Annotated in this window: 19 protein-coding genes and 6 tRNA genes; 19 read left to right on the top strand and 6 right to left on the bottom strand. The window is 39.6% G+C overall.

Going from position 1 to position 24663, the window contains the following annotated elements:
* Nucleotides 1–77: 77 nt before the first annotated feature.
* On the top strand, nucleotides 78–3953 hold the full coding sequence (hrpA, locus tag EGC82_RS14065; protein WP_124731318.1) for an ATP-dependent RNA helicase HrpA: 3876 nt from the start codon (nucleotides 78–80) through the stop codon (nucleotides 3951–3953).
* A 659-nt stretch (nucleotides 3954–4612) separates the two neighbouring features.
* Here the strand turns inward: hrpA and EGC82_RS14060 are convergent.
* Together EGC82_RS14060 and EGC82_RS14055 are read right to left on the bottom strand one after the other, a co-directional pair.
* The gene (locus EGC82_RS14060) at nucleotides 4613–5047 is read right to left on the bottom strand and encodes a hypothetical protein (protein WP_415837565.1); all 435 of its coding nucleotides are present in this window, start codon (nucleotides 5045–5047) and stop codon (nucleotides 4613–4615) included.
* Nucleotides 5048–5607: 560 nt separating this feature from the next.
* The gene (locus tag EGC82_RS14055) at nucleotides 5608–6387 is read right to left on the bottom strand and encodes a hypothetical protein (protein ID WP_124731316.1); all 780 of its coding nucleotides are present in this window, start codon (nucleotides 6385–6387) and stop codon (nucleotides 5608–5610) included.
* Between the two features lie 389 nt (nucleotides 6388–6776).
* Here EGC82_RS14055 and cysB point away from each other — a divergent pair, with 389 nt between their 5' ends.
* On the top strand, nucleotides 6777–7754 hold the full coding sequence (cysB, locus tag EGC82_RS14050) for an HTH-type transcriptional regulator CysB (RefSeq protein WP_124731315.1): 978 nt from the start codon (nucleotides 6777–6779) through the stop codon (nucleotides 7752–7754).
* Nucleotides 7755–7849: 95 nt separating this feature from the next.
* Here the strand turns inward: cysB and purN are convergent, their stop codons facing one another.
* Together purN and purM are read right to left on the bottom strand one after the other, a co-directional pair.
* Nucleotides 7850–8494 (bottom strand): phosphoribosylglycinamide formyltransferase, encoded by a 645-nt coding sequence (gene purN, locus EGC82_RS14045; protein ID WP_124731314.1) that lies wholly within the window; start codon nucleotides 8492–8494, stop codon nucleotides 7850–7852.
* Complete coding sequence (purM, locus tag EGC82_RS14040; protein WP_124731313.1) at nucleotides 8494–9531, bottom strand: phosphoribosylformylglycinamidine cyclo-ligase; 1038 nt, start codon at nucleotides 9529–9531, stop codon at nucleotides 8494–8496. The genes purN and purM overlap by 1 nt, the downstream gene beginning before the upstream one ends.
* Nucleotides 9532–9772: 241 nt before the next feature.
* On the opposite strand from purM, the gene upp reads away from it, so the two are divergent.
* Nucleotides 9773–10399 carry a uracil phosphoribosyltransferase gene (gene upp / locus EGC82_RS14035; RefSeq protein ID WP_124731312.1) on the top strand — a complete coding sequence of 209 codons (627 nt, stop codon included), beginning with the start codon at nucleotides 9773–9775 and terminating at the stop codon, nucleotides 10397–10399.
* Nucleotides 10400–10464: 65 nt separating this feature from the next.
* On the opposite strand, the gene EGC82_RS14030 is transcribed toward upp, so the two are convergent.
* On the bottom strand, nucleotides 10465–11787 hold the full coding sequence (locus EGC82_RS14030; RefSeq protein ID WP_124731311.1) for a Na+/H+ antiporter family protein: 1323 nt from the start codon (nucleotides 11785–11787) through the stop codon (nucleotides 10465–10467).
* A 389-nt stretch (nucleotides 11788–12176) separates the two neighbouring features.
* On the opposite strand from EGC82_RS14030, the gene EGC82_RS14025 reads away from it, so the two are divergent.
* On the top strand, nucleotides 12177–12782 hold the full coding sequence (locus EGC82_RS14025; RefSeq protein ID WP_011636928.1) for a peroxiredoxin: 606 nt from the start codon (nucleotides 12177–12179) through the stop codon (nucleotides 12780–12782).
* 135 nt (nucleotides 12783–12917) lie between these two features.
* Here the strand turns inward: EGC82_RS14025 and rnt are convergent, their stop codons facing one another.
* Nucleotides 12918–13583, bottom strand: coding sequence for a ribonuclease T (gene rnt / locus EGC82_RS14020; protein WP_124731310.1), 666 nt, complete (start codon nucleotides 13581–13583; stop codon nucleotides 12918–12920).
* A gap of 187 nt (nucleotides 13584–13770) precedes the next feature.
* Between rnt and EGC82_RS14015 the strand changes: the two genes are divergently transcribed.
* The 15 genes from EGC82_RS14015 to EGC82_RS13945 all read left to right on the top strand — a co-directional run bounded on the left by EGC82_RS14015 (nucleotide 13771) and on the right by EGC82_RS13945 (nucleotide 24631).
* Nucleotides 13771–14640 carry a flagellar protein MotY gene (locus tag EGC82_RS14015; protein WP_124731309.1) on the top strand — a complete coding sequence of 290 codons (870 nt, stop codon included), beginning with the start codon at nucleotides 13771–13773 and terminating at the stop codon, nucleotides 14638–14640.
* A 1402-nt stretch (nucleotides 14641–16042) separates the two neighbouring features.
* On the top strand, nucleotides 16043–16444 hold the full coding sequence (gene ybgC, locus EGC82_RS14010; protein ID WP_124731308.1) for a tol-pal system-associated acyl-CoA thioesterase: 402 nt from the start codon (nucleotides 16043–16045) through the stop codon (nucleotides 16442–16444).
* On the top strand, nucleotides 16434–17123 hold the full coding sequence (gene tolQ / locus EGC82_RS14005) for a protein TolQ (protein WP_124731307.1): 690 nt from the start codon (nucleotides 16434–16436) through the stop codon (nucleotides 17121–17123). The genes ybgC and tolQ overlap by 11 nt, the downstream gene beginning before the upstream one ends.
* The gene (tolR, locus tag EGC82_RS14000; protein ID WP_124731306.1) at nucleotides 17123–17551 is read left to right on the top strand and encodes a protein TolR; all 429 of its coding nucleotides are present in this window, start codon (nucleotides 17123–17125) and stop codon (nucleotides 17549–17551) included. Before tolQ ends, tolR begins: the two co-directional genes overlap by 1 nt.
* On the top strand, nucleotides 17552–18514 hold the full coding sequence (gene tolA, locus EGC82_RS13995) for a cell envelope integrity protein TolA (protein ID WP_124731305.1): 963 nt from the start codon (nucleotides 17552–17554) through the stop codon (nucleotides 18512–18514).
* Nucleotides 18515–18557: 43 nt separating this feature from the next.
* Nucleotides 18558–19886, top strand: a complete 1329-nt coding sequence (tolB, locus tag EGC82_RS13990; RefSeq protein ID WP_124731304.1) for a Tol-Pal system beta propeller repeat protein TolB — start codon at nucleotides 18558–18560, stop codon at nucleotides 19884–19886.
* 23 nt (nucleotides 19887–19909) lie between these two features.
* Nucleotides 19910–20446, top strand: coding sequence for a peptidoglycan-associated lipoprotein Pal (gene pal / locus EGC82_RS13985; RefSeq protein ID WP_124731303.1), 537 nt, complete (start codon nucleotides 19910–19912; stop codon nucleotides 20444–20446).
* 54 nt (nucleotides 20447–20500) lie between these two features.
* Entirely contained in the window at nucleotides 20501–21238 is a 738-nt protein-coding gene (ybgF, locus tag EGC82_RS13980) for a tol-pal system protein YbgF (RefSeq protein WP_124731302.1), read from the top strand.
* A 194-nt stretch (nucleotides 21239–21432) separates the two neighbouring features.
* A tRNA-Lys gene (locus EGC82_RS13975) sits at nucleotides 21433–21508 on the top strand.
* A gap of 207 nt (nucleotides 21509–21715) precedes the next feature.
* Nucleotides 21716–21791, top strand: a tRNA-Lys gene (locus tag EGC82_RS13970).
* Nucleotides 21792–21998: 207 nt separating this feature from the next.
* Nucleotides 21999–22074, top strand: a tRNA-Lys gene (locus tag EGC82_RS13965).
* Between the two features lie 125 nt (nucleotides 22075–22199).
* Nucleotides 22200–22275 (top strand) — tRNA-Lys (locus tag EGC82_RS13960).
* A 207-nt stretch (nucleotides 22276–22482) separates the two neighbouring features.
* Nucleotides 22483–22558, top strand: a tRNA-Lys gene (locus EGC82_RS13955).
* A 125-nt stretch (nucleotides 22559–22683) separates the two neighbouring features.
* Nucleotides 22684–22759: transfer RNA gene (locus EGC82_RS13950), tRNA-Lys, on the top strand.
* Between the two features lie 720 nt (nucleotides 22760–23479).
* The gene (locus EGC82_RS13945) at nucleotides 23480–24631 is read left to right on the top strand and encodes a DcaP family trimeric outer membrane transporter (RefSeq protein ID WP_124731301.1); all 1152 of its coding nucleotides are present in this window, start codon (nucleotides 23480–23482) and stop codon (nucleotides 24629–24631) included.
* Nucleotides 24632–24663: the final 32 nt, after the last annotated feature.

Genomic DNA, 24663 nt, shown 5'->3' with positions numbered 1-24663 from the left:
CAATCGTTAAAATCAATACCATTCTGCTGTTTTCCTTGCTAGGATCGCTTTTTTTGATGTAAGCAAGGGAATCAGATTTGAATTCGGACCTTCACCCGCTATCTAAGGCGTATCTCAATCTTTGTTATCAAACCGATGCGGCTAAAATTCGTCGGCGATTATACCGTGTTAATAAAGAAGCCGAGTCTGAAAAAAAATCCCAAACGTTAGCCCAGTTAACTGAAGCTGCGCAACTAGCCTATGCAAAAGCGCAACAGCGCTTACAGTCTAGACCGGTTATTCATTACCCAGATGAGCTACCTGTTTCTCAAAAACGTAACGATATTGCGTCGGCCATTGCCAATAACCAAGTAGTGATTGTGGCAGGGGAGACTGGGTCGGGTAAAACCACTCAGTTACCTAAAATATGTCTGGAGCTAGGCTTAGGCACTCGTGGCCTCATTGGCCATACGCAACCCCGTCGTTTGGCAGCGCGCAGCGTGGCAAACCGTATTGCAGAAGAACTCAATAGTCCATTAGGTGACGTAGTTGGCTTTAAAGTTCGATTTGCTGATGCCATGAGTGACAACAGTTACATTAAGCTGATGACCGATGGTATTTTACTCGCAGAACTTACCTCGGACAGATATTTAAACCAGTACGATGCCATTATTATTGATGAGGCGCATGAGCGTAGTTTAAACATTGATTTTATTTTAGGCTATTTGAAACAAGTATTAAAAAAACGTCCTGATTTAAAAGTCATTATTACTTCTGCAACCATCGATGTAGACCGTTTTTCAAAACATTTCGATAATGCTCCGGTTATTGAAGTATCTGGGCGTACTTTTGAGGTTGAAACGCGTTATCGCCCTTTAGTGAGAGATACCGATGAAGATTTAGATATCAGCGATGGTATTTTTGCTGCGGTTGAAGAGTTGATGGCCGCAGGCCCTGGCGACATATTAATTTTTATGAACGGTGAGCGTGAAATTCGTGATACCGCGGATTTACTTAATAAACAACAATATCGCGATACTGAAGTATTACCGCTATACGCGCGTCTTTCGTATGGTGAACAATCTAAAGTATTTAAAAGCCACATCGGTAGACGTATTGTACTGGCGACTAACGTGGCAGAAACCTCATTAACTGTGCCTGGGATCCGTTATGTTATCGATCCCGGAACCGCACGTATAAGCCGTTACAGTTACCGTACTAAAGTGCAGCGTTTACCGATAGAGCCTATTTCCCAAGCCAGTGCCAATCAACGTCAAGGACGTTGTGGTCGTGTAGGCCCTGGTATTTGTATTCGACTTTACGATGAAATGGACTTTATTCAGCGCCCCGAATTCACCGATCCTGAAATTTTACGTACTAACCTTGCCTCGGTTATTTTACATATGCTGGCGATTGGTTTAGGCGACATTGGCGGTTTTCCGTTTATTCAACCTCCGGATCAAAAACACATTCGTGATGGTTTTTTATTGCTTGAGGAGTTGCAAGCGGTTAAAAAATCCGGTGATGACTTAGTGCTAACCCCATTAGGTAAAGATTTAGCTAAAATCCCACTTGATCCACGTTTAGCTAGAATGGTTATTGAAGCCAATAAATTGGGTTGTTTACACGAAGCATTAGTCATTACCGCTGGCTTGTCTATCCAAGACCCGCGTGAACGCCCTGCAGATAAGAAACAAGCTGCAGACGAGTGTCATCGTCGCTATGCTGATAAAGATTCTGATTTTGCCAGCTGGGTTAAGTTATGGGATCACGTTAAAGATCAAAAGCATGAGCTGTCGGCTAGTCAATTTAGAAAACAATGCCGTGATGAATATCTCGCGTATTTACGCGTGCGTGAATGGCAAGATTTGTATACTCAAGTAAAGCAAGCTGTACATGAATTGAAATGGCGCATTAATGATAGTGCAGCCAGTTATGAACAGTTACATAGAGCATTATTATCAGGCTTGTTAAGTCATGTTGGTTTTAAAGGTGAAAATAACGAGTATCTTGGTGCACGTAACCGTAAATTCTTTGTATTTCCAGGGTCGCCATTAGCCAAAAAAGGCCCCAAATGGATTATGGCCGCAGAGTTAACTGAAACCTCACGGTTGTTTGCCCGTTGTTGCGCCAAAATTGATCCTGAATGGTTAGAATCGCTTGCCTCGCATTTAGTGAAAAAGAATTATCTTGAACCTCATTTTGAGGCAAAAGCGGCAAGTGTTATCGCCCTTGAAAACCAGGTTCTGTATGGGTTAACGATTGTCACTCGCCGTCGAGTGCAATATGGCCCTATTGACCCAGTCGAAGCTCGAGATATATTCATTCGCAGCGCGTTAGCGGAAGGGCAGTTGCAAACTAAAGAAGCCTTTTTTGTCAATAATCAACAGTTACTTAATGATATTGAAACGCTAGAGCATAAGTCTCGTCGTCGAGATATTTTAGTCGATGAACAAGTGCTAGTGGATTTTTATGAGCCATTGATTCCCGCCGGTATTTATAACGGTCCGCTATTTTTTGCTTGGTGGAAAAAGACGCGTCAACAAACACCTGACTTACTCGATTATAGCCAAGCCTTATTAATGCAACGCAGCGCTGACCATATCTCGGCACTCGATTTTCCTGAAATATGGCATAAAGGTAATTTAGCCTTAACCGTGAGTTATCATTTTGAACCTGCTAGTGCTGATGATGGCGTGTCAGTGCATATTCCAGTGGCACTGATTAACCAAATTGACGACAGCGATTTTGATTGGCTAGTGCCTGGCTTACGAGAAGATAAGCTTATTGCACTGATCAAATCATTGCCAAAAAACTTACGACGTAATTTTGTTCCTGCACCAGACTATGCTCGAGCATGTTATCAAGCAATGAAACCGTTTGAGTTATCAATGCTTGAGTCGATGTGTAAGCAATTACTGCGCATGAGTGGAGTGCGAATTACTGCCGATGATTTTGATTTAACACAGATAACAGAGCATCTTAAGATGAACTTTAAGATAGAAGATGATCAAGGTCGTTTAGTCGCTCAAGGCCGTGATTTAGAAGTGTTAAAAGGTCAGCTACAAGGTGTTGTCGCCAAAGCAATTCGTAAAGTCGCCGATAAAGGTATTGAACAACAAGCGTTAACCACGTGGTCATTTGGTGATTTACCGGCCCAATATCAACAGCGTAAAGGCAACTACGAAGTTAAAGCGTATCCTGCTTTGATTGATAATAAAACCGATGTGGCAATTAAGTTATTTGATGATGAGCATGAAGCCAAGCGTTATCATCGAGTCGGCTTACGACGGTTGTTATTGATTAATATCCCTTCGCCAGTGAAGCATCTACAACAAGCATTGCCTAATAAAGCTAAGCTTGCGATGTATTTTAATCCATTTGGCCAAGTGCAGATATTAATTGAAGATATTATTAATGCAGCGGTACAGCAGTTATTAGACCAAAAGCAACTCGACATCCGAAACGCACAGCAGTTTGAGGAAGCAAAAGATTGGGTTCGCCAAGAACTTAATCCAACTGCAGAGCTTATTGCATTAAATGTAGAGCAAATTTTGACGATTTATCAACGTATTAAAAAACGTTTAAAAGGCAAAATTAGCTTAGATATAGCCTTTGCAATGAGTGATATTCAAACGCAACTTGATAGTTTGGTTTATAAAGGTTTTGTTGAAGACTGTGGCTGGCAACGCTTAACGGATGTGGCCCGTTATTTAAAAGCCATTGAAAATAGGCTAGAGAAGCTGCCTGTTGACCCAACACGCGATCGATTGCATATGCACAGCATTGCTAAAGTTCAACAGACGCTATCGGCTCAATTAGCCAAAGTTCCTCGTTCACAAGCAATACCAGAAGTGTTGATTGAAGCACGCTGGATGATAGAAGAGTATCGGGTATCATGTTTTGCCCAAGTGTTAGGTACCGCTTATCCTATTTCAGAAAAACGTGTATTGAATCATATCAGCCAAGTATAACTGCTGAAGATAATAAAAAAGCCGATGCTATGCATCGGCTTTTTTATGCAGAAATGAAAGACTTTCATTTTTTCCTGCTGAAAACTCTGTTTTTCGTGTTATTTAGAATAAAAAAGCCTACAAAACTGAAAGTTTTTCGTAATTGAGGTTTGATTGTGATCTGACTATTGATATAATACCAACAAGAAGAATGTGATTGCTACTCTTCTCTCTGTAAGGCAAATGTCATCCCCCCAGCATCGATGCGATGTCGTCAGTATTAAGTATTCAACATCGGGTTGTTGTATATAAAAAGACAGGCCTACACCTACAAATGACCTAAAAGATTGGAGTTATTATGGAAGTTCATGAATACGAAAACGCTTACTATCAAGTTAAAGATGACGTGTTAGAGTCTTTACCTTCTGACGAAGAATAAGACGATTGAACGAGCATATTGATGTAATGGCCATAGAGTCGACGCATTAAATACTCCAACACCGAAAATAAAAATAGCAGCTTAGGCTGCTATTTTTATGGGCTCTGATTAATCAATTTTTTATTAATATGACTCAATCTACATGAAATAGTGTTTTATGGTATAAAAATAATAAGTGTTGTGGTTAATATTTCACACGAGAATCAAGTCGTGGTGACTGGCTGCTTGGTCTTATCCTGCACTAACCTTCAATACGACCTTTTTCTTGTAATATTTCAACAATAATCCAGGTATTACCTATTTTATGCAGACGGATAGTACGATCATCAATCCATTCTCTGCCGCCTTTTAATCCCTGCATTTTTACGATGACGGTAACGTCGTCGGTAAATTTACGGAAAAAGTCGATATCAATTTCATCGATAGACATAGTCACTTGCTTCATGGATAAGCCTAATACGTGTCGTTGTACCGCTGATGCAATATGGTAATGATCCATGACATCTTGAATATCAGCTGCGACAAATTTTTTGGCTTTCTCAACATCACGGTCGACATAAATCGCTTCGAAGAAGCCCAAGGAAACTTGTTCAGGAGTGAGTTGCGGCTGCCCCAGATTATCTGATTGACCACATGCACTAAGAATAAGTAATAGGAATAAAGATATGGTTTTAATAAAAGTCATTTTTAACATAAGATTTTTCTACAGCTGATATTATTATTTTTAACTAGTATCTAGATTTATGCCGTGGCTTACAAGGAATGGTGCATTTTAAATAATGCAGTCATCAATAACGGGTTATCAATAACGGTAATCTAGGTTTTCTGTGGCTATTTTTTGTAAAATATTGATGGTTATGATAAATGTTTTGATAAGTTATTATTTGTTTGGTTTAACGCCTAAAAGGATGTTACTAATCGTTATTGCTTGACGATATCAAAAAGGCATGTCATAAATTAACTTATATAGTTAGTGGCACAAGGCAGTATTCAAGTAGCGATACCGTGAATATAGCAAATTATCATTGCTTAATAATAGAGTCATGACTCATTGCTAAAATGTTATCCACAAAATCTGTGGACAACATTGTTGACGACTGTGAATTGTAATCATAACTCACTGTATTACAGTGCTTTTTGTGTGTGGTTAAAAAATAGCGCAGACTTCATTTCAAACTCTTTTTACACAAAAAAAGCCTCATTATGAGGCTTTTTATAGTAACAGCAGAAAGATGGTTACCATTTCTTTTTCGGCTGAAACAGCATATCAAGATCATCACCTTCACTTTTTGCTTTTGGAACACTAGGCTCGCTACCCTTTTGAGCGCCCATTATTTCATCGAGTAGCAGTTTGGCTTCATCGACTTTACGGGCAATAAAAGGATCATTCGGTGTTTGTGCTTTAATCGTGTGTAATGTGTTTAAGGCTTTAGTGACCATTTGTTTACTGGAACCATACTGTTTCATAAAACAAGCAGCACGAGCTCTGCTGATCATAGAGTCAACATTGATCCTTAATTGCAGATTGTCGATACGCATTTCTTCTTCTGCAAAAATAGACGGATCCACTTTTCCCTTATTATGTTCGGCGCGTAAAATCGCTTTAAGTTTTTTAAGGGTTTTTACTAATTCTAAAATCTGTCTATCATTATCAGGTAAACGAAAATTCTCAATTGCTGGGATCTGGCTTGGCGAATTAGACACTGAGGCTATTTGCATTTTAATGTCCGCTAGGCGGCGTTCGTAATCAGATTTTAATTGACCAGATGCATTGACAATAGATTGCTCTAAAGCATCTTGAATGCGGCGATAAAGGATTAACATAATGTGGCTAGATGATGGCGTCATACCGGTATTCGACAAGACGGCATCAGTTTCATCTATAATGGCGCGTTGGCGAGACACTTCAACTCGACGCTCAGCTTCTGCGCGCTCTTTTTGTTGTTGGATAATACTAAAGCCGATAATCAGCAGTAATAGTGCGCCAATAAGAATTAATACCAAAATTAAGGACATAAAGGTTCCATTTTATCTTTCATATCACATGGTAAATATAGCCAAACAGCGGTGGCTAAAAGTAAGTTTGAAGCTGGAATAAATAGTGCTAATAAAATTTCATCAAAATGATTCTACATCTTAGCGTATGTTATCGCGGCTGTCGTTGAATAATAAGTCGTTTTGTTGATAAATCATTAATCAGATGAGTCTCGATGTTTACTAAAAGCTAAGTCAATTAAATAGAAGGTGTTTTTTACTTGCTCGTTATTCCTATTTATATTACATTTCAATTGTCATATAACGTTTTATTATAGTTGAACGATTGTTCTTGTTATATAAAACAACGACCGATTTGTTCTTATTTGCATATTTTGCAGATGGATGCCGGTTAAATCAAGGATAAAACCATGAAACTGCAACAACTTAGATATATTGCAGAGGTTGTTAAACACAACCTAAATGTGTCATCAACGGCTGAGAACCTCTATACCTCACAACCTGGCATTAGTAAGCAAGTTAGAATGCTAGAAGATGAATTAGGTATTCAAATATTTGGTCGAAGTGGTAAACACTTGACCCATGTGACCCCTGCAGGGCAACAAGTTATTGATATTGCAAATGATATACTTGGTAAGGTCGATAGTATCAAAAAGGTGTCTGAAGAATATACTCAGCCTAATCAGGGGGATTTAAATATTACCACCACTGATACTCAGGCTCGATATGCCCTGCCACAAATTATTAAAGAGTTCATTAAGCGATATCCGAAAGTTAATCTGCATATGCATCAAGGTACGCCGTCACAAATTAGTGAACAAGCGGCTAGAGGTGATGCAGACTTTGCTATTGCTACAGAAGCGATGCACTTATATACCGATTTAATTATGCTGCCTTGTTATCATTGGAATCGATCAATTGTTGTTACTCGTGACCATCCACTTGCAACTCAATCGACAATAATTAGCATTGAAGATTTAGCCACATTTCCGCTAGTGACTTATGTGTTTGGTTTTGATAAAGCCTCTGAAATTGAAAAGTCATTTAAGCGTGCAGATCTTGATCCTCGAGTGGTGTTTAGTGCAACCAGTGCTGATGTACTGAAAACATATGTACGTTTAGGGTTAGGGGTAGGGGTTATTGCATCTATGGCAATCGATCCGGCTGTTGATAACGATTTAGTGGCGATTGATGCAAGCCATCTTTTTGCTCATAGTACAACCAAAATCGGCTTTAGACGTGGCAGTTTTTTACGCAGTTACATGTATGACTTTATGCGACATTTTGCACCGCACTTAACTCGTGACGTAGTTGAAAAAGCCGTCGCACTTCGTGATCAACAACTGATTGACGAAATGTTTGCCGACATGACATTACCGTTACGTTAGTTTGTATATCGATAGTACTTATTACATAAAAAACCTCGCTGATCAGCGAGGTTTTTTGTGTTTAACGTAGAGGCTTAGCAACTGAGTTATCGATGTTAGTCTGGTGCGTAACCAGATGGACCGATTAGCTCTCCATCTAAATAAGCTTTACCGTCAATCATGGCCAAACGATCTAAGCTGAACCATTTTACCACTAGAGGATAAATCGCATGTTCTTGTTCGTGAACACGTTCAGCTAATATTTCAGCATCATCTTCAGAGTAAATAGGTACTTTAGCTTGTAATATTACAGGCCCAGCATCAAGCTCTGGAATGACAAAATGCACACTAGCACCATGCTTAGTATCACCAGCATCAATAGCACGTTGATGTGTATGTAATCCTGGGTATTTAGGCAATAGTGATGGATGGACATTAATCATTTTACCAATAAAATGACTCACAAAATCGTCTGTTAAAATACGCATAAATCCGGCAAGAACGATCAGATCTGGCTGATACTTTTCAATTGCCTTTAATAAACGCGCATCATAATCACTGCGGATTTCATTGGTGTAAGGAATCACGCAACTGGTATCAATTTCGCTTTGATGGGCGCGTATTAATCCATAAGCATCCGGCTTGTTACTGATAACACCCACAATGTTAGCTTTTAAGTTATCGTCACAACCATCAATGATAGCTTGAAGATTACTGCCATTACCGGAAATCAGCACCACAACACGACAGCTTTGGTTCATTAGATGATCTCCACTTGCTCTTCGTCGCCTTGACGCGTTGCAATCTCACCTATTAACCACGCATTTTCGCCTTCAGCGGTTAAGAAAGCTAATGCGGCGTCAACCTTGTCTGACGGCAGAGCAATCACCATACCGACACCACAGTTAAATGTTAGAAACATTTCATGTTGGCTAATATTACCATTTGTCATTAACCAATCGAATACCACTGGCCATTTCCAAGAGTCACCCTTTACGACCGCTTTACAATTATCAGGAAGGACTCGTGGGATATTTTCCCAGAATCCACCACCAGTAATATGTGCCATTGCATGAATGTCTGATTGTTCAATCAATTTCAATAATGGCTTAACATAGATTTTTGTCGGCTCGAGTAAATGATCAATTAACGGCTTACCAGCAAGATCTTGCTGAGGGTCCGCTTTGCTGACTTCTAATACCTTACGGATTAACGAGTAACCATTTGAATGAGGACCACTTGAACCCAGAGCAATAAGCGAGTCACCTGCTTTTACTTTTGTACCATCTATGATGTCTGCTTTTTCAACAACACCGACACAAAATCCGGCTAGATCGTAATCTTCACCTTCGTACATGCCTGGCATCTCAGCCGTTTCGCCACCGATTAAAGCACAACCAGATTGAACACAACCTTCAGCGATACCACTAACAACCGAGGTTGCCGTTTCAACGTCAAGCTTACCTGTAGCATAATAATCGAGGAAGAAAAGCGGTTCTGCACCTGAAACAATCAGATCATTGACACACATGGCAACTAAATCAATACCGACGGTGTCATGCTTTTTGTAATCAATGGCTAATCTTAATTTGGTACCAACACCATCAGTGCCAGAAACGAGTACTGGGTGTTTGTATTTAGTCGGTAATTCGCATAGTGCGCCAAAACCACCTAAATTGCCCATAACCTCTGGACGGCGAGTGCGTTTTACCGCAGATTTTATGTTGTTTACTAACGCATTACCTGCGTCGATATCAACACCAGCGTCTTTGTAACTTAGGGGGGTAGGAGTGCTCACGGAGGATCCTCTAGGGTACATCGTTTTATGGGATTTTATGCGGCCATATATTACCAGTTTGTGAGTCTAGTCGAAAGCCATGTTTTTACTTTATCCTATAAAGAAAACGATGAATTGCCTATTTTTTATTGGTTTAGGTCACGATTTGCTGCAATTTTGAAACTTTATGTTTTATACAGAGGATAAATCGACTAACATTTATCAAATTTGCCTAAAATAGTCAGAAATCTAGGAGAAATAAATGAAAGTCGTTGAAGTAAAGCATCCTCTGGTACGTCATAAAGTGGGTTTGATGCGTGAAGCGGATATCAGCACCAAACGATTTCGTGAACTTGCCACAGAAGTTGGCAGTTTATTAACCTACGAAGCTACTGCTGATTTTGAAACGGAAACAGTGACCATTGAAGGTTGGAATGGTCCAGTTACTATTGAGCAACTTAAAGGTAAAAAAGTCACTGTAGTGCCTATTTTACGTGCTGGTTTAGGCATGATGGATGGTGTTCTTGAGCATCTGCCTAGTGCGCGTATTTCTGTCGTCGGTATTTATCGTGATGAAGAAACATTACAGCCTGTGCCTTATTTTGAAAAAATCGTCAGTAATGTTGAAGAACGCATCGCATTAGTTGTTGACCCTATGTTAGCCACTGGTGGTTCAATGATCGCGACTATCGACTTGCTGAAGAAACGTGGTTGTACTTCAATTAAAGCCTTGGTGTTGGTTGCAGCACCTGAAGGCATTAAAGCCCTTGAACTCGCGCATCCTGATATTGAACTTTATACCGCATCAATTGATGATTGTTTAAACGAACAAGGTTATATTTTACCTGGTTTAGGTGATGCTGGTGATAAGATATTCGGTACTAAGTAATTCATTTCCCGAATAAAAAGACATAAAAAAGGGAGCCTTTAGGCTCCCTTTTTTATTGTGTTGTACTACAACACCATTGCCGCAATCCAACCAAAAATAAGTAATGGGATGTTGTAGTGAACAAATGTTGGGATCACACTGTCACGAATATGGTCATGCTGCCCATCTGCGTTTAGGCCTGCTGTGGGACCCAACGTAGAGTCTGATGCTGGTGACCCCGCATCACCAAGCGCAGCTGCTGTGCCGACGAGAGCAATAGTAGCCGCAACTGAAAAACCAAAGCTGAGTGCTAACGGTACATAAATGGTCGCGATAATTGGAATAGTTGAAAAAGAAGATCCTATGCCCATGGTGATCAATAACCCGACAATCAACATCAATAGTGCCGCTAAGGCTTTGTTGTCACCAATAATATCGCCTAAAGAGGTTACCAGTGTGCCAACTTCGCCAGTTGACTTCACTACTGCTGCAAAGCCTGCTGCTGCAATCATAATAAAGCCAATATTGGCCATCATGTGTACGCCTTGATTAAACAAGTCTTTGCTGACTTCGTGTTTAATAATCCCAGAAAAACGGAAAATAATAAATCCACTCAATGCGCCAAAAATCATCGAGTCAGTTTGTAATTGAACAATTAAGGTCGCCACGATGGCTGATAGCGACACGAACAAACTTTTCCGGCTGATGGTAGTAGAAATACTATCACTGACCACAGGCTGTTCAATCATGTATTCTCTGGGTTTTCGGTAACTGATAAATATTGCAGTGAGTAAACCAACAACCATGCCCATAGCTGGGAGTAACATCGCTTTAGGAATTTGTTCGGCTATCGCATTTAAGCCATTGGTGTTTAAATTTGCCAATAGAATATCATTAAGAAAAATTCCGCCAAAACCGATAGGTAGGATCATGTAAGTGGTGACCAGGCCGAATGTTAAAATACAGGCGATAAGGCGACGGTCGATATGTAGCTTAGAAATAACATGTAATAATGGTGGAATAAGAATAGGGATAAAGGCGATGTGAATAGGCAAAATGTTTTGTGATGAAACGGCCATCAATAATATCGTGACCAATAACAACCAGCGTACCACTTGAGTATTACCACTATTAGGCTCTTTACCGAGCTTTTTAATAATGGAGTGAGAAATTAACGTCGTTAGACCAGAATGTGACAAGGCTGCTGCAAATGCACCTAACAATGCATAACTTAATGCGATTTGAGCACCGCCGCCTAGGCCGTCATTAAAAGCGGCTATTGTTTGATGAATATCTAATCCACCGACTAAACCTGCCACAACAGCACTAATGGTTAACGATACCACTACGTTAATTCGAATAAAGCTTAAAAACAACATTAAGCAAACCGCGATGACAACCGCATTCATAATCATTTTTCTTAAAAATAAGTGAGGCGGCTATTCTTGACTGCCTATGGTCTATTTGTCCAGCTCATATCGGTTTTTTTAGCTGTTTATGTAGGTTTTTATATCAATATTGCTTATCGTTTAGCATGTCATGTTGAATAACGTTTAGCTAAATCATCTCATCAAATCATTTTGTAATATTGGAAACTTATTATTAAGTAGGTCATCATGTTTTATTTTTCAGCAGGTAAACCAATTTTCGTTTGAAATGACTTATAAGTCAGTTAAATTAGATGTATGGTATACAGCTGATATAAGTCCCAACGGTTGAGTATTTGCTTGATGGGTCACCATTTTGTGATAAGCGTATACCGTTGTTGAGTGTTTTAGCCATTAAATGGAGATAGATAATGAGCGTATTAGTAGGCCGTCCAGCCCCAGATTTTACAGCAGCAGCCGTTCTTGGTTCTGGTGAAATTGTTGACACATTTAACCTTGCTACCGCAATTAAAGGTAAGCCTGCAGTTATTTTCTTCTATCCACTAGATTTCACTTTTGTATGCCCATCAGAGCTAATTGCTTTTGATCACCGTATGGAAGAGTTCACTAAACGTGGTGTTGAAGTGATTGGTGTTTCTATTGATTCACAGTTTACTCATAACGCATGGCGTAACACTCCAGTAGACAAAGGTGGTATTGGCCAAGTTAAGTACACTTTAGTTGCTGATGTTAAACACGAGATTTGTAAAGCATATGACGTAGAGCATCCAGAAGCGGGTGTGGCTTTCCGTGGTTCTTTCTTAGTAGACAAAGAAGGTCAAGTTCGTCACCAGGTGGTTAACGATTTACCACTAGGGCGTAACGTTGACGAAATGATCCGTATGATTGACGCACTTCAGTTCCATGAAGAGCACGGTGAAGTTTGTCCAGCTGGCTGGTCAAAAGGTGAGAAAGGCATGACGGCTAGCACTGAAGGTGTTGCTGCATACTTAAAAGATAACTCTGACAAGCTATAATCTAGCGAATTTGAGCCCATAAAAAAGCTGCTTCGGCAGCTTTTTTTATGGGGAAAAATTAATGATTTGTTTATCAAAGTTTATAGATAACTCGTTTGGGGTACAAAGTGACGAGTAAAAAGTGGCTTAATATCACTATTCGCTGGCTGGATCAGTCTTATCTTCAACCGCTGCTAGAGGCCAACCGCCCAGTGCTTTCCAGCGGTTTACAATGTAGCAAAATAATTCGGCGGTTCGTTCTGTATCATATAATGCTGAATGTGCTTCTTTATTATCAAAATCGATCCCTGCCATTTTGCAGGCTTTAGCTAGGACTGTGTGACCAATAGCTAGACCGGCGAGAGTCGCAGTATCAAAGCTTGCAAAAGGATGAAAAGGAGAACGTTTTAAACTATTTCGTTCAATAGCCTTGTTAATAAATCCTAAGTCAAAAGCAGCGTTATGCGCGACAATAATACAACGATGACAATCAGCTGCCTTTTGAGCTTTTTTAACTTCTTTAAAAATTTCTAAAAAAGCGACTTTTTCATCTACAGCACCACGAAGCGGGTTGGTTGGATCTATACCATTAAATGCTAAGGATTCAGGTTCTAAGTTAGCGCCTTCAAAAGGTTCAATATTAAAATGAAGAGTTCTATCAAGTTCAATGACACCATCACTATTCATTTTTAATAAGCTGACGGCAATTTCAAGCAACGCATCTGTATTGGCATTAAAACCCGCAGTTTCGACATCGATAACCACAGGAAAATAACCACGAAAGCGGTGTTTAAACTTGTTAGCGTCGCAAATATCAGTCATTACAGTCTTTATCCTCAATAGCTATCATTCATCGGTGCAAATGATATAGGCCGAGTATTATGCGCAAACTCAAGCGCAGTGTCATGTTTGATTGTAGTTTTTATCATCGTTTAAACTCGATTGTTTGCTAAAGGAACTGACTTTATGGCCGATACAAACAATGTAATCAAGTATAAAGGGTGTTTTTATGTGGCGAAAACTAATCGTACTCACAAGTTTGTGTATTTGCTCAACGGCTAACGCTGATTTGAGGCATTATGTTGCGTCACTTGAAAACTCGGCATGGCGTCTTGGGGAGAACAATCCTATCGAATGTCGCCTTGAACATGATATTCCTGACTATGGCCGTGCGGTGTTTACCAGTAAAGCGGGTAAAAATTTAAATTTAAATTTCACTTTAGATATGTGGCTTAAACCTGATGCCGTCACTAAAGCAACATTAATTAGCCGAGCTCCTAGCTGGCGTCCTGGTCATAACTCTAAAGAAATTACAACATTGACTTATAATAAGCAGTTTAATGGTGAAGTACCCAAAAAAGCAGCTTGGTCTATGTTGAATGAACTGAGTCAAGGAATGGAGCCGACGTTTTATTACGCTGATTGGTATAATCACGATGCCAAGATTGCAGTTGGATTATCGTCAGCTAATTTTGGTGGTAAATATCGTGAGTTTCGTTCTTGTTTAGCTAATTTGTTGCCATACAGTTTTGATGATATTGCGTTTACGGTATTAAATTATCAAGAGGGCGGAGTAGAGTTGACTCGCTTCTCCACTCAACAGTTACAAAAAATACAGCGTTATTTATCATATGATCCTGAAGTTGAACTCGTTCTTATTGATGCTTACACCGACAGTTACGGTGGACGTTCAGTTAATCAAAAGATGTCTGATAAACGGGCCGACTCAGTGAAAGATATTTTAATTGCTAGTGGTATCCCTAAAGATCGCATTCACACATCTGGTCATGGTGAAAAACGCCATGTTACTGGTAATGATCTTGCCGAAGAACGCAAAATGAACCGCCGAGTTGTGATTAAAATAACTAAGCCTATATAAACATCAATTAGAGTGTTGTCGTAAAGTTCACTCATACTAGAGTACTTGCTTCATAAGACACCAGGTCGCCACTGACATAATCTTGTGACAGAAAGTCCATCTATTAACCGTTTGTTTCTTGTTACTGTCAGGGCAAATAAGTTATTGGATTTGGATGAACGAGTGATTAAATTAATCAACGGTAAACCATTCATTTAAGTTGAGACATTATTCCCATCAATATTATCTAACCTGGACGTTATCAACTTGGGTCAGATAACATCAACACTCATTAGCAAACTAATCAGGGCCCTAAGACTCCAGCATATAAAGTACAATAAGTGTTTCTATTGTTTGGTAATTGTTTTAAACGTCTCTATTAGCGTTTATCTAAATCCTTAAATTTGAAAACTTAAGGCTCTTGGGTGCGTTTGTGAGACCACATGGTATTAATCTGCTGAAAAAAAGACAAAAAAAACCCACTTAATCCAAGTGGGCTAAACAATTTGCAATCAACAAATTTAAGGAAGGAAGTCAAGCATAAGAACTAGGGATAACTGAGGTATTGGGTTACATCAGTTTGGAGTTCTTGGTTTTCAGCATCAGAATCAGATGTGTCCTGAAAACAAGTGCATAATAGAATGAATACACTAATGTGACAAACTAGAAAAATTACCACTTATCATTAGTAAAACTAATGCTGAGTAGTGATAATGATCTGCTTTTTAGGCTCTAATAGGCTTATACAGCTCTTTTTAGGTTATTATTTATAATTTGTGCATAAATATTCGGATTAGTTAATTGTGTAACGATAATGTTTAACAGATAAAATAATTTCGCCATGTTGTAAAGCCTATTTGAGCATTTAAAAATTAACGAAATTATGCTTTGACAGTGGTTATACTATAAGTCTACTTAGCGTAGCGGATTTGTTTAGCAAGTGTTTTTATTAAACAACATCAGTTCTCACCACGTGTTTCTTACCACGTACTAAGCCGTTAAGCAGCCACTTTATTCACTGATATCTTGATTGTAGAAAACCTAATCGCAAAATATTATTAGCTTAACTCTTAACTCTTAACTCTTATTCATGTTCACGTTTTATGGAGTGAATAATGATAACGTATGGCACACCATTTATTTAGTGACTTTTTTACATTTTTTTAAGTTTGTAAACGGTTAAAAGTGGGCTGTTATGCTCAATCAATGCTTTATTGGAATGATGTGATTTTTTTAACAAATTGTTAATTTTTTGGGAAAGTACATTAATAAAGCTTCATCTATTACAGTTCCTGAGGTTTTTCGTGTGTTTTAGCTCATTTTGAGCAAAATAAAGTCTGCTTTTCCCTCAGTACATTATTCACAAGCGTGTTGGTACTCGGTATAGTAAGCCAACTTTTACAACCTAAAAATTGATGTTCAGATTATGTTTGTTTGGCCTATTTCTGTCTATTACGAAGATACCGATGCCGGTGGTGTTGTGTACCATTCTAATTACTTAAAATTTTTTGAACGGGCTCGAACACAATGGTTAAAAGCACTGGGTGTTAGCCAAGCACAACTGTTGGCAGAAGACATTGCTTTTGTCGTTAAACATGCAGAATTAGATTTCCGTAAAGCTGCAAAGTTTGAACAGGATTTTGTGGTTGAATCCAAGGTTATTGAATTAAAAAAAGTGTCGTTGGTATTTCACCAGCGCCTAGTCGATGATCAAGGTGATTGCTATTGTGAGGCGACAGTGGTTGTCGCGTGTATATCTTTATCACGAATGCGTCCCCGCGCTATTCCCCTAAATATTGTTCAGGAGTTTGACAGTGCACGCTGAAATTTCATTTATTGGTTTGTTTTTAGAAGCCAGTGTGTTGGTAAAGTTAGTTATGCTGACCTTGTTAGCATTATCGATTGCCTCATGGGCAGTGATCATTCAACGCAACAAATTATTAAGCTCAGCAAGAGCAAAGTCATTACGTTTTGAAGAAACGTTCTGGTCGGGTGTTGATTTAAACCGTCTTTATAAAGAATTGATTGCCCGTGGTAGTGCTATTTCTGGTCTAGAGTCGATGTTTGTTGCTGGTTTTAAAGAATATACTCGCCTGAGTAAAGTCAACAGTAAAGCACCTGAAGCGGTTATGGATGGAACATCTAGAGCCATGCGAGTGAGTTTGTCGCGAGAAATGGAAAAGCTTGAAAACCATTTGCCTCTATTGGCAACTATTGGCTCAACCAGCCCGTATATTGGTCTATTTGGAACTGTTTGGGGGATTATGAATTCCTTTATTGCATTGGGCTCGGTAGAAAACGCAACGTTAGCGATGGTGGCACCGGGTATTGCTGAAGCATTAATTGCAACAGCAATGGGTTTGTTTGCTGCTATTCCAGCTGTTATTGGTTATAACCGTTTTACAACGCAAGTTGATAAAATTGAAATGACTTATGCTAACTTTATGGAAGAATTCTCCAACATATTGCAACGTCAAGCATATAGCGAGAAGGAAGCTGTTTAATGTATCAGCGTAAACGTCGTCGTCCAGTTGCAGAAATCAACGTTGTACCTTACATCGACGTAATGTTGGTGTTGTTGATTATTTTTATGGTGACAGCGCCTATTGTATCGCAAGGGGTTAAAGTAGAGTTACCTCAAGGTAGTGCTGAATCGTTACCACCAGATAGTAAGCCTCCTATCGTTGCCTCAATTGATGCTGCTGGGCAGTACTTCTTGAACACTGGTAGTAGTTCAAATTCTGAAACGATGGATTTAGAGCAAGTCTCAACAGAAGTTGGAGCGTTAATACAACTTGAACCGTTAAGGCCTGTGGTAGTGAAAGCTGATCGTACAATACCTTATGAAAGTGTCATTCAATTAATGATTAGTTTACAAGGTGCTGGTGTGCCAGCTGTAGGGCTAATGACCGATTCACCAAAGGAGAAATAGGTGGCTGGTAAATCAGATTTAACCGTACCAGTTTCTATTTCTGCTGGTATTCATATAGGGTTTATTGTCATTCTTGCTTTAGGCATTAGTTTTGAAGATAAACCCAAACAAGTGCAAACTACAGCGGCAAGTGCTCCAGCCGTTCGAGCAATTGTGATTGATCAACAGAAAGTGAATGATAGAGTTGAACAATTAAAAAAACAAAAGCAGGATGTGGCTCAGCAAGAAAAAGTTCGACAAGCAGAGTTAGAGCGTAAAGCTTCTGAAGCACGCCGTGAGCGAGAACGCGAGCAAGAAAAAATTAAAACGTTAGAGATTCAGCGTAAACAAAAAGAACAGGAAACTCAAAAAGCTAATGATGCAGCTAAAGCATCTCAAGCAAAACAGGTTTTAGAAAAAGAGCGTGCCGATAAAGCTGAAGTTGTTCGTAAGCAGAAAGAGCAGGAACAAAAAGTTGCCGAAGATGCAGCTAAGCTAGCATCTGAAAAACGAAAGCAAGAAGAGGCCGCGGCGAAAAAAGCTCAAGAAGAACGTCAACGAGCTGATGATGAGCGTAAACGCAAAGAAGATGCTGAGCGTAAACGTAAAGCGGAAGCTGATACTAAAGCGCGTCAAGAACGTGAAATGGCTGAGGCTATGTCTGCTGAGCAAGATTCGCTGTCTAAAACGCGTAATAAACAAGTGTTGTCAGAAGTTGATAAGTATAAAGCCATGATTATTGCTACCATTCAACGAAACTTAGTTATTGATGAGTCAATGCGTGGTAAAAGCTGTCGGGTATTTATTCGTTTAGCGTCAGATGGTTTTGTTACAACGAGTCAAACGTTGGATGGTGATCAGGTAGTTTGTCGAGCGGCTAAAGCGTCAATCAATAAAGCCGGACGATTACCAGTATCGCCAGAACCTGCTGTATATCAGCAATTAAAAGAAATTAATTTAACCGTTTCACCGGAATTTAATTAATATTAATCGTATTTAATGATGGAATTGAGTTAAAAGGAGTCGCATGAATAATTTGGCTAAATGGCTAACCCTGGTATTAATAGTATTAACTACACCTGCTCGCGCAGCGTTAGATATTGTGATCACTGAAGGGGTTGATGCAGCAAGACCTATTGCTGTTGTTCCTTTCGTATGGCAGGGGCAAGGTCCAGCACCAGCATCTATTTCTGATGTAGTAGCATCTGATTTGTCTCGCAGTGGTACATTTAAAACGCTTGATGTGCGTGCATTGCCACAATCTACTATCTCATCAGTGAATGGTTTTACTGCACAAAATTGGATTAATGTAGAAGCTGAAGCGGTTGTTGTTGGTACGGTTAAGCCATACGGTGCCGATAAATATCTAGTGAGTTTTGAATTGATTGATTTAGTCAAAGCACAACTGCAAGCGGGAAAAGGGCCTCAAAATAACAGTGAGTTATTACTTGAAAGTCGTGAAACCGTGATCAGTGCAAATCAATTTAGACAATACAGTCACAGGATCAGTGATATTGTTTATGAAAAACTCACTGGTATTCGTGGTGCGTTCTTAACTCGTATTGCATATGTTGTTGTTAAACAGGGTCAAAAAGCACCTTACCATCTAATGATTGCTGATTATGATGGATACAATGAACAAATGTTATTACGCTCTCCAGAGCCTTTGATGTCACCAACTTGGTCTCCAGATGGACGTCGTTTAGCCTATGTAAGTTTTGAAAATAGAAAAGCTGAAATTTTTGTTCAAGACATCTATAGTCAAACCCGTACTCTAGTGAGTAGTTTTGATGGTATTAATGGTGCACCAGCTTTTTCTCCTGATGGCAAAAAATTAGCGGTTACGTTATCCAAAGATGGCCAGCCAGAAATTTATGTCGTCGATATTGCCACTAAAGCAAATCGACGTATTACAGAACATTACGCAATTGATACTGAACCTTCTTGGTTCCCAGACGGTAAATCAATATTATTTACGTCTGAACGTGGTGGGAAACCACAGTTATATCGCGTAAGTTTAGATACAAATAAAGTCTCGCGCATGACTTTTGAAGGAGAATGGAACCTAGGTGGTTCAATTACTCCTGACGGTCGTAGTATGATTTTTGTAAACCGTACTAATGGTAAGTATCATATTGCTAGAATGGACCTTGCAACACGCTTTATGCAGGTGCTTTCATCAACTCAACTTGATGAATCACCAAGTGTTGCTCCAAATGGCACTATGGTTATCTATGGTACAACCCATGAAGGTAAACAAGTATTAGCTGCTGTCTCTATGGACGGTAGATTTAAAGCAAGATTGCCTGTCGGCCAGGGCGAGGTGAAGTCACCTGCATGGTCTCCGTTTCTCTAAATAGATATTGATAAGGATTTAAAATGGATCTGAATAAGTTGTTTAAAGCTATGTTGGTTGCAGTTCCGCTTATGGCACTGGGTGCCTGTAGCTCAACTTCAGACTCTGAAACTGATGCTAACGGTTCTATGAGTGGTACTGGTAGTGAATATGGTGCTGGTGGTATTGAAACTGGTGGTGCTGGTGCGGTGTTAAGCCCGGCAGAACAGCAGCGTTTAAAAGAACAAGAGCTACGTCGTGAAAATATCATTTATTTTGATTTTGACCGCAGTGAAGTTCAGAGTGAAAACGCTGAAATCATTCAAGCTCATGGTAACTATTTAGTTGAACATCCAAATGTTCGAGTGTTGATTGAAGGTCATGCTGACGAACGTGGTACTCCTGAATACAACATCGCCCTAGGCGAACGTCGTGCGAAAGCGATTGCTAAGTATTTACAAGGTATGGGCGTGCAGTCTAGCCAAATGAGTATCGTGAGTTATGGCGAGGAAAAACCATTAGACTATTCTCGTAACGATACTGGTTTTGCTAAAAACCGTCGTGGCGTGTTAGTTTACTAAGCTTAAGAAGTGTAAGGCCAACCGTGTTCGGTTGGCCTTTTTTAGGAGAAAAAAATGAGAAAAGCCATATTAGTTGCGGCAATGTTTTTTACTACAGCAACTGTTTTTGCAGCTCCAGCTCCTGTTGAAGATGCTGCAGGTGGTTCAAATGATGACAGAATCTCAAGGTTAGAGCGCATCATTAAAGCAAAACAGCAAGGCGAGTTTGACATGCAACGTCGTATGGATGCTCTGCAAAATGAAGTATTGGATTTAAGAGGCATTACTGAGCAACAAAATTATCAAATGAATCAAATGCTACAGCGCCAACGACAGCTGTACGAGGAAATTGCTAATTTTACTGCTAAGTCATCTACTCCAGCTGCGCCAGTTCAAACAGATGCCACCTCAGTCGCTGCTGCAAGTTCAACGTTGGGAGAAACAGGAAGTTACGAGGCAGCAGTAAACTTGGTTCTTAAAGACCGTAAATATGATGATGCCATTCCTGCATTTCGTAGTTTCATATCAACATACCCAGAATCTAACTATGCGGCTAATGCAAACTATTGGTTAGGTCAGTTATTGTATAATAAAAATGAATACAACGACGCAAAACAAGCTTTTAGTACCGTGGTCAGTAAATTTACCGATTCAAATAAGCGTGGCGATAGTTTAGTTAAACTTGGCATGATTGCAGAAAAAGAAAATGATTCTGCTGGTGCGAGAGCACTCTATAATAAAGTCTTAAAAGAATATGCTGATAGTGCATCAGCACGCCTTGCGCAACAGCAACTATCAGCACTAAAAGGCTAATTAAGTCAAAAAACAGCCTCTTAGTCTGTTTTTCATGCAAACAACAAGAATTTATACATTTGCACTTGCATGAGAAATTGAAAAAGGTATTATAGGCGCCCTCAGAACGGCATAGCCTTTTGGGGGTATTAAGAGGTTAATCACTTACTCTGCAGTTTCTGTGTTTTAAGTTATTATCTGTTAGTTACCAAGATGGGTCGTTAGCTCAGTTGGTAGAGCAGTTGGCTTTTAACCAATTGGTCGAAGGTTCGAATCCTTCACGACCCACCACTTTTTAAATCGTGGCTAAAGAATTTAAATGTTACACCAGGATGGGTCGTTAGTTCAGTTAGTCTTGAAACATAGACAGTTGGCTTTTGTTCCAGTAAGAATATCAGTTCTTGCAAAACTTGGATGGGTCGTTAGTTCAGTTGGTCTTGAAACATAGACAGTTGGCTTTTGTTCCAGTAAGAATATTAGTTCTTGCAAAACCAAGATGGGTCGTTAGCTCAGTTGGTAGAGCAGTTGGCTTTTAACCAATTGGTCGAAGGTTCGAATCCTTCACGACCCACCACTTTTTAAATCGTGGCTAAAGAATTTAAATGTTACACCAGGATGGGTCTTTAGTTCAGTTGGTCTTGAAACATAGACAGTTGGCTTTTGTTCCAGTAAGAATATTAGTTCTTGCAAAACCAGGATGGGTCGTTAGTTCAGTTAGTCTTGAAACATAGACAGTTGGCTTCTGTTCCAGTAAGAATATCAGTTCTTGCAAAACCAAGATGGGTCGTTAGCTCAGTTGGTAGAGCAGTTGGCTTTTAACCAATTGGTCGAAGGTTCGAATCCTTCACGACCCACCACTTTTTAAATCGTGGCTAAAGAATTTAAATGTTACACCAGGATGGGTCGTTAGTTCAGTTAGTCTTGAAACATAGACAGTTGGCTTTTGTTCCAGTAAGAATATTAGTTCTTGCAAAACCAAGATGGGTCGTTAGCTCAGTTGGTAGAGCAGTTGGCTTTTAACCAATTGGTCGAAGGTTCGAATCCTTCACGACCCACCACTTTTTAAATCGTGGCTAAAGAATTTAAATGTTACACCAGGATGGGTCGTTAGTTCAGTTAGTCTTGAAACATAGACAGTTGGCTTTTGTTCCAGTAAGAATATTAGTTCTTGCAAAACCAGGATGGGTCGTTAGTTCAGTTAGTCTTGAAACATAGACAGTTGGCTTCTGTTCCAGTAAGAATATCAGTTCTTGCAAAACCAAGATGGGTCGTTAGCTCAGTTGGTAGAGCAGTTGGCTTTTAACCAATTGGTCGAAGGTTCGAATCCTTCACGACCCACCACTTTTTAAATCGTGGCTAAAGAATTTAAATGTTACACCAGGATGGGTCGTTAGTTCAGTTGGTCTTGAAACATAGACAGTTGGCTTTTGTTCCAGTAAGAATATCAGTTCTTGCAAAACCAAGATGGGTCGTTAGCTCAGTTGGTAGAGCAGTTGGCTTTTAACCAATTGGTCGAAGGTTCGAATCCTTCACGACCCACCACTTTTTATTTTCTCTCTCAGTGACACTTAATCTTCCAGACTATAAAAAATCACACTTTTCAGGTGTTTTCAATATTTCTAGTTGGCCGTCAATCCAATAATAATAATGTATTTGCAATACCAAGATGGATTGTTAGCTCTGTTACTCTGTGGTTCACTATTCACTACTTTTTCTGGTTCCCCCTTCAGTATTCTTAAGCTCTCAGATCATAAAAGTATGCCTGGTTTCTTATAGGCTAAAATGCATCGTCAGATCTTTAAGTGTTTAAACATCGGCAGTTGGCTTTTAACGAATGGCTCCAATGTTTGATCTCTTCATAGCCCACCATTTTGCTCCTTTACTCATGTCTTCTAAAATTCCTTTTATCCCTTTTATCCCTTTTATCCCTTTTATCCCTTTTATCAACGTTATCAGATTTGAGTAGCATTCGATGTTGATATCTCAGCAAACCTAAGATGTTTTACAAAGCAGATCCACTGTAACTGGTTTGATGCAGTTTGTTTGTCATCAGCTTATTTAGCGTTTAATTTCTTATAACATTTCTAGTGACTCAAACTTATCAAGATCTACATGGTATTAAACAACATCTTGTTTTCGAATTAGTCGATTGATTAGTTTTTGCTTGTCTACTTTTGTCTCATAGACCTATTGCTAATGTTATATGATTGTTAATTAGCTCATATTGCTCAAGATTAGAACAATATCAATAGGGAGATCATAATGAAAAAGAAAAAACTCAGTCTTTATGTTGCAGGTGCTTTATTGGCAATGAGCGGGGGAGCTCAGGCTGCTACAGATATGACTTTTGGTGGCTACATTAAAGCCGATGTGATGTTTAGTGATTATGGCAATGGGGCGCCAGATTCAGGTTCGTTATCTCGTCAGTTTTATGTGCCAGGAACTATTTATGGTACGACGGGTAATGGTAAGCAAGTTGTCGACTTTCAAGCTCGTGAATCACGGTTTAATTTTAAAACAGTTACCGATGTCGAAGGGCATACGCTAACAGGTTTTATTGAGCTTGATTTCATGACCCACACCGATGGCAATGAGCGAGTGTCTAATAGCTACTCTCCACGTATTCGTCATGCATTTGTAACTTATGACAATTGGACTGTAGGGCAAACGTGGACAACTTTTCAAAACCCAGGCGCCTTACCGGAGAATTTAGACTTTGTCGGAGCAGCTGAAGGAACACCATTTGTTAGGCAATCACAACTGCGTTATACCAATGGTAATTGGCAGTTCTCAATTGAAAATCCTGAAACGACTGTGACGCCTTTAGGTGGCGGTGGTCGAATTACCAGTGGTAGTGGTGTTGTTCCAGATTTTGTTGGACGTTATAACTTTAGTGCTGGCAATGGTTCTGCATATTCAGTTGCCGCGATTATAAGACAACTAGATTTAGAGCAAGTGGTCGGTACGACTCAGTACGATACCTCTGAACTTGGTTATGGCGTCAGTTTTGCTGGTGTTATTCCTGTCGGTAAAGACGATCTTAAATTCACAGCGACTTACGGTGAAGGATTAGGCCGTTATATGGCATTAAACTATGCTAATGCCGGGGTACTTGATTCCAATGGCGATATCCAAGCGATTAAATCTTTTGGTGGATTTGTGGCCTACCGTCATTGGTGGTCAGAGCAATGGCGTTCTAGCTTAACGGTATCAGCTTTTACTGCTGATAACGATGTGGCGCTCACTGGTGGTACCGTTAACAAAGAAGCGTATTCTGGCTATGTTAATCTATTGTATTCACCTTCAAAGCCTTTGACATTTGGGGTTGAGTATATGCATGCTTTGAATGAGCGTGAAGATGGTTTCGACGGTGATTTAAATCGTATTATATTTTCGGCGAAATATGCCCTTTAGCATATAAACGGATAGTAAAAAGGCAACCATAT

This window comes from Shewanella livingstonensis (assembly GCF_003855395.1).
Taxonomy (GTDB): domain Bacteria; phylum Pseudomonadota; class Gammaproteobacteria; order Enterobacterales; family Shewanellaceae; genus Shewanella; species Shewanella livingstonensis.
Note: the sequence above shows the minus strand (reverse complement) of the source record. Positions and strands in the feature narration are given on the sequence as shown.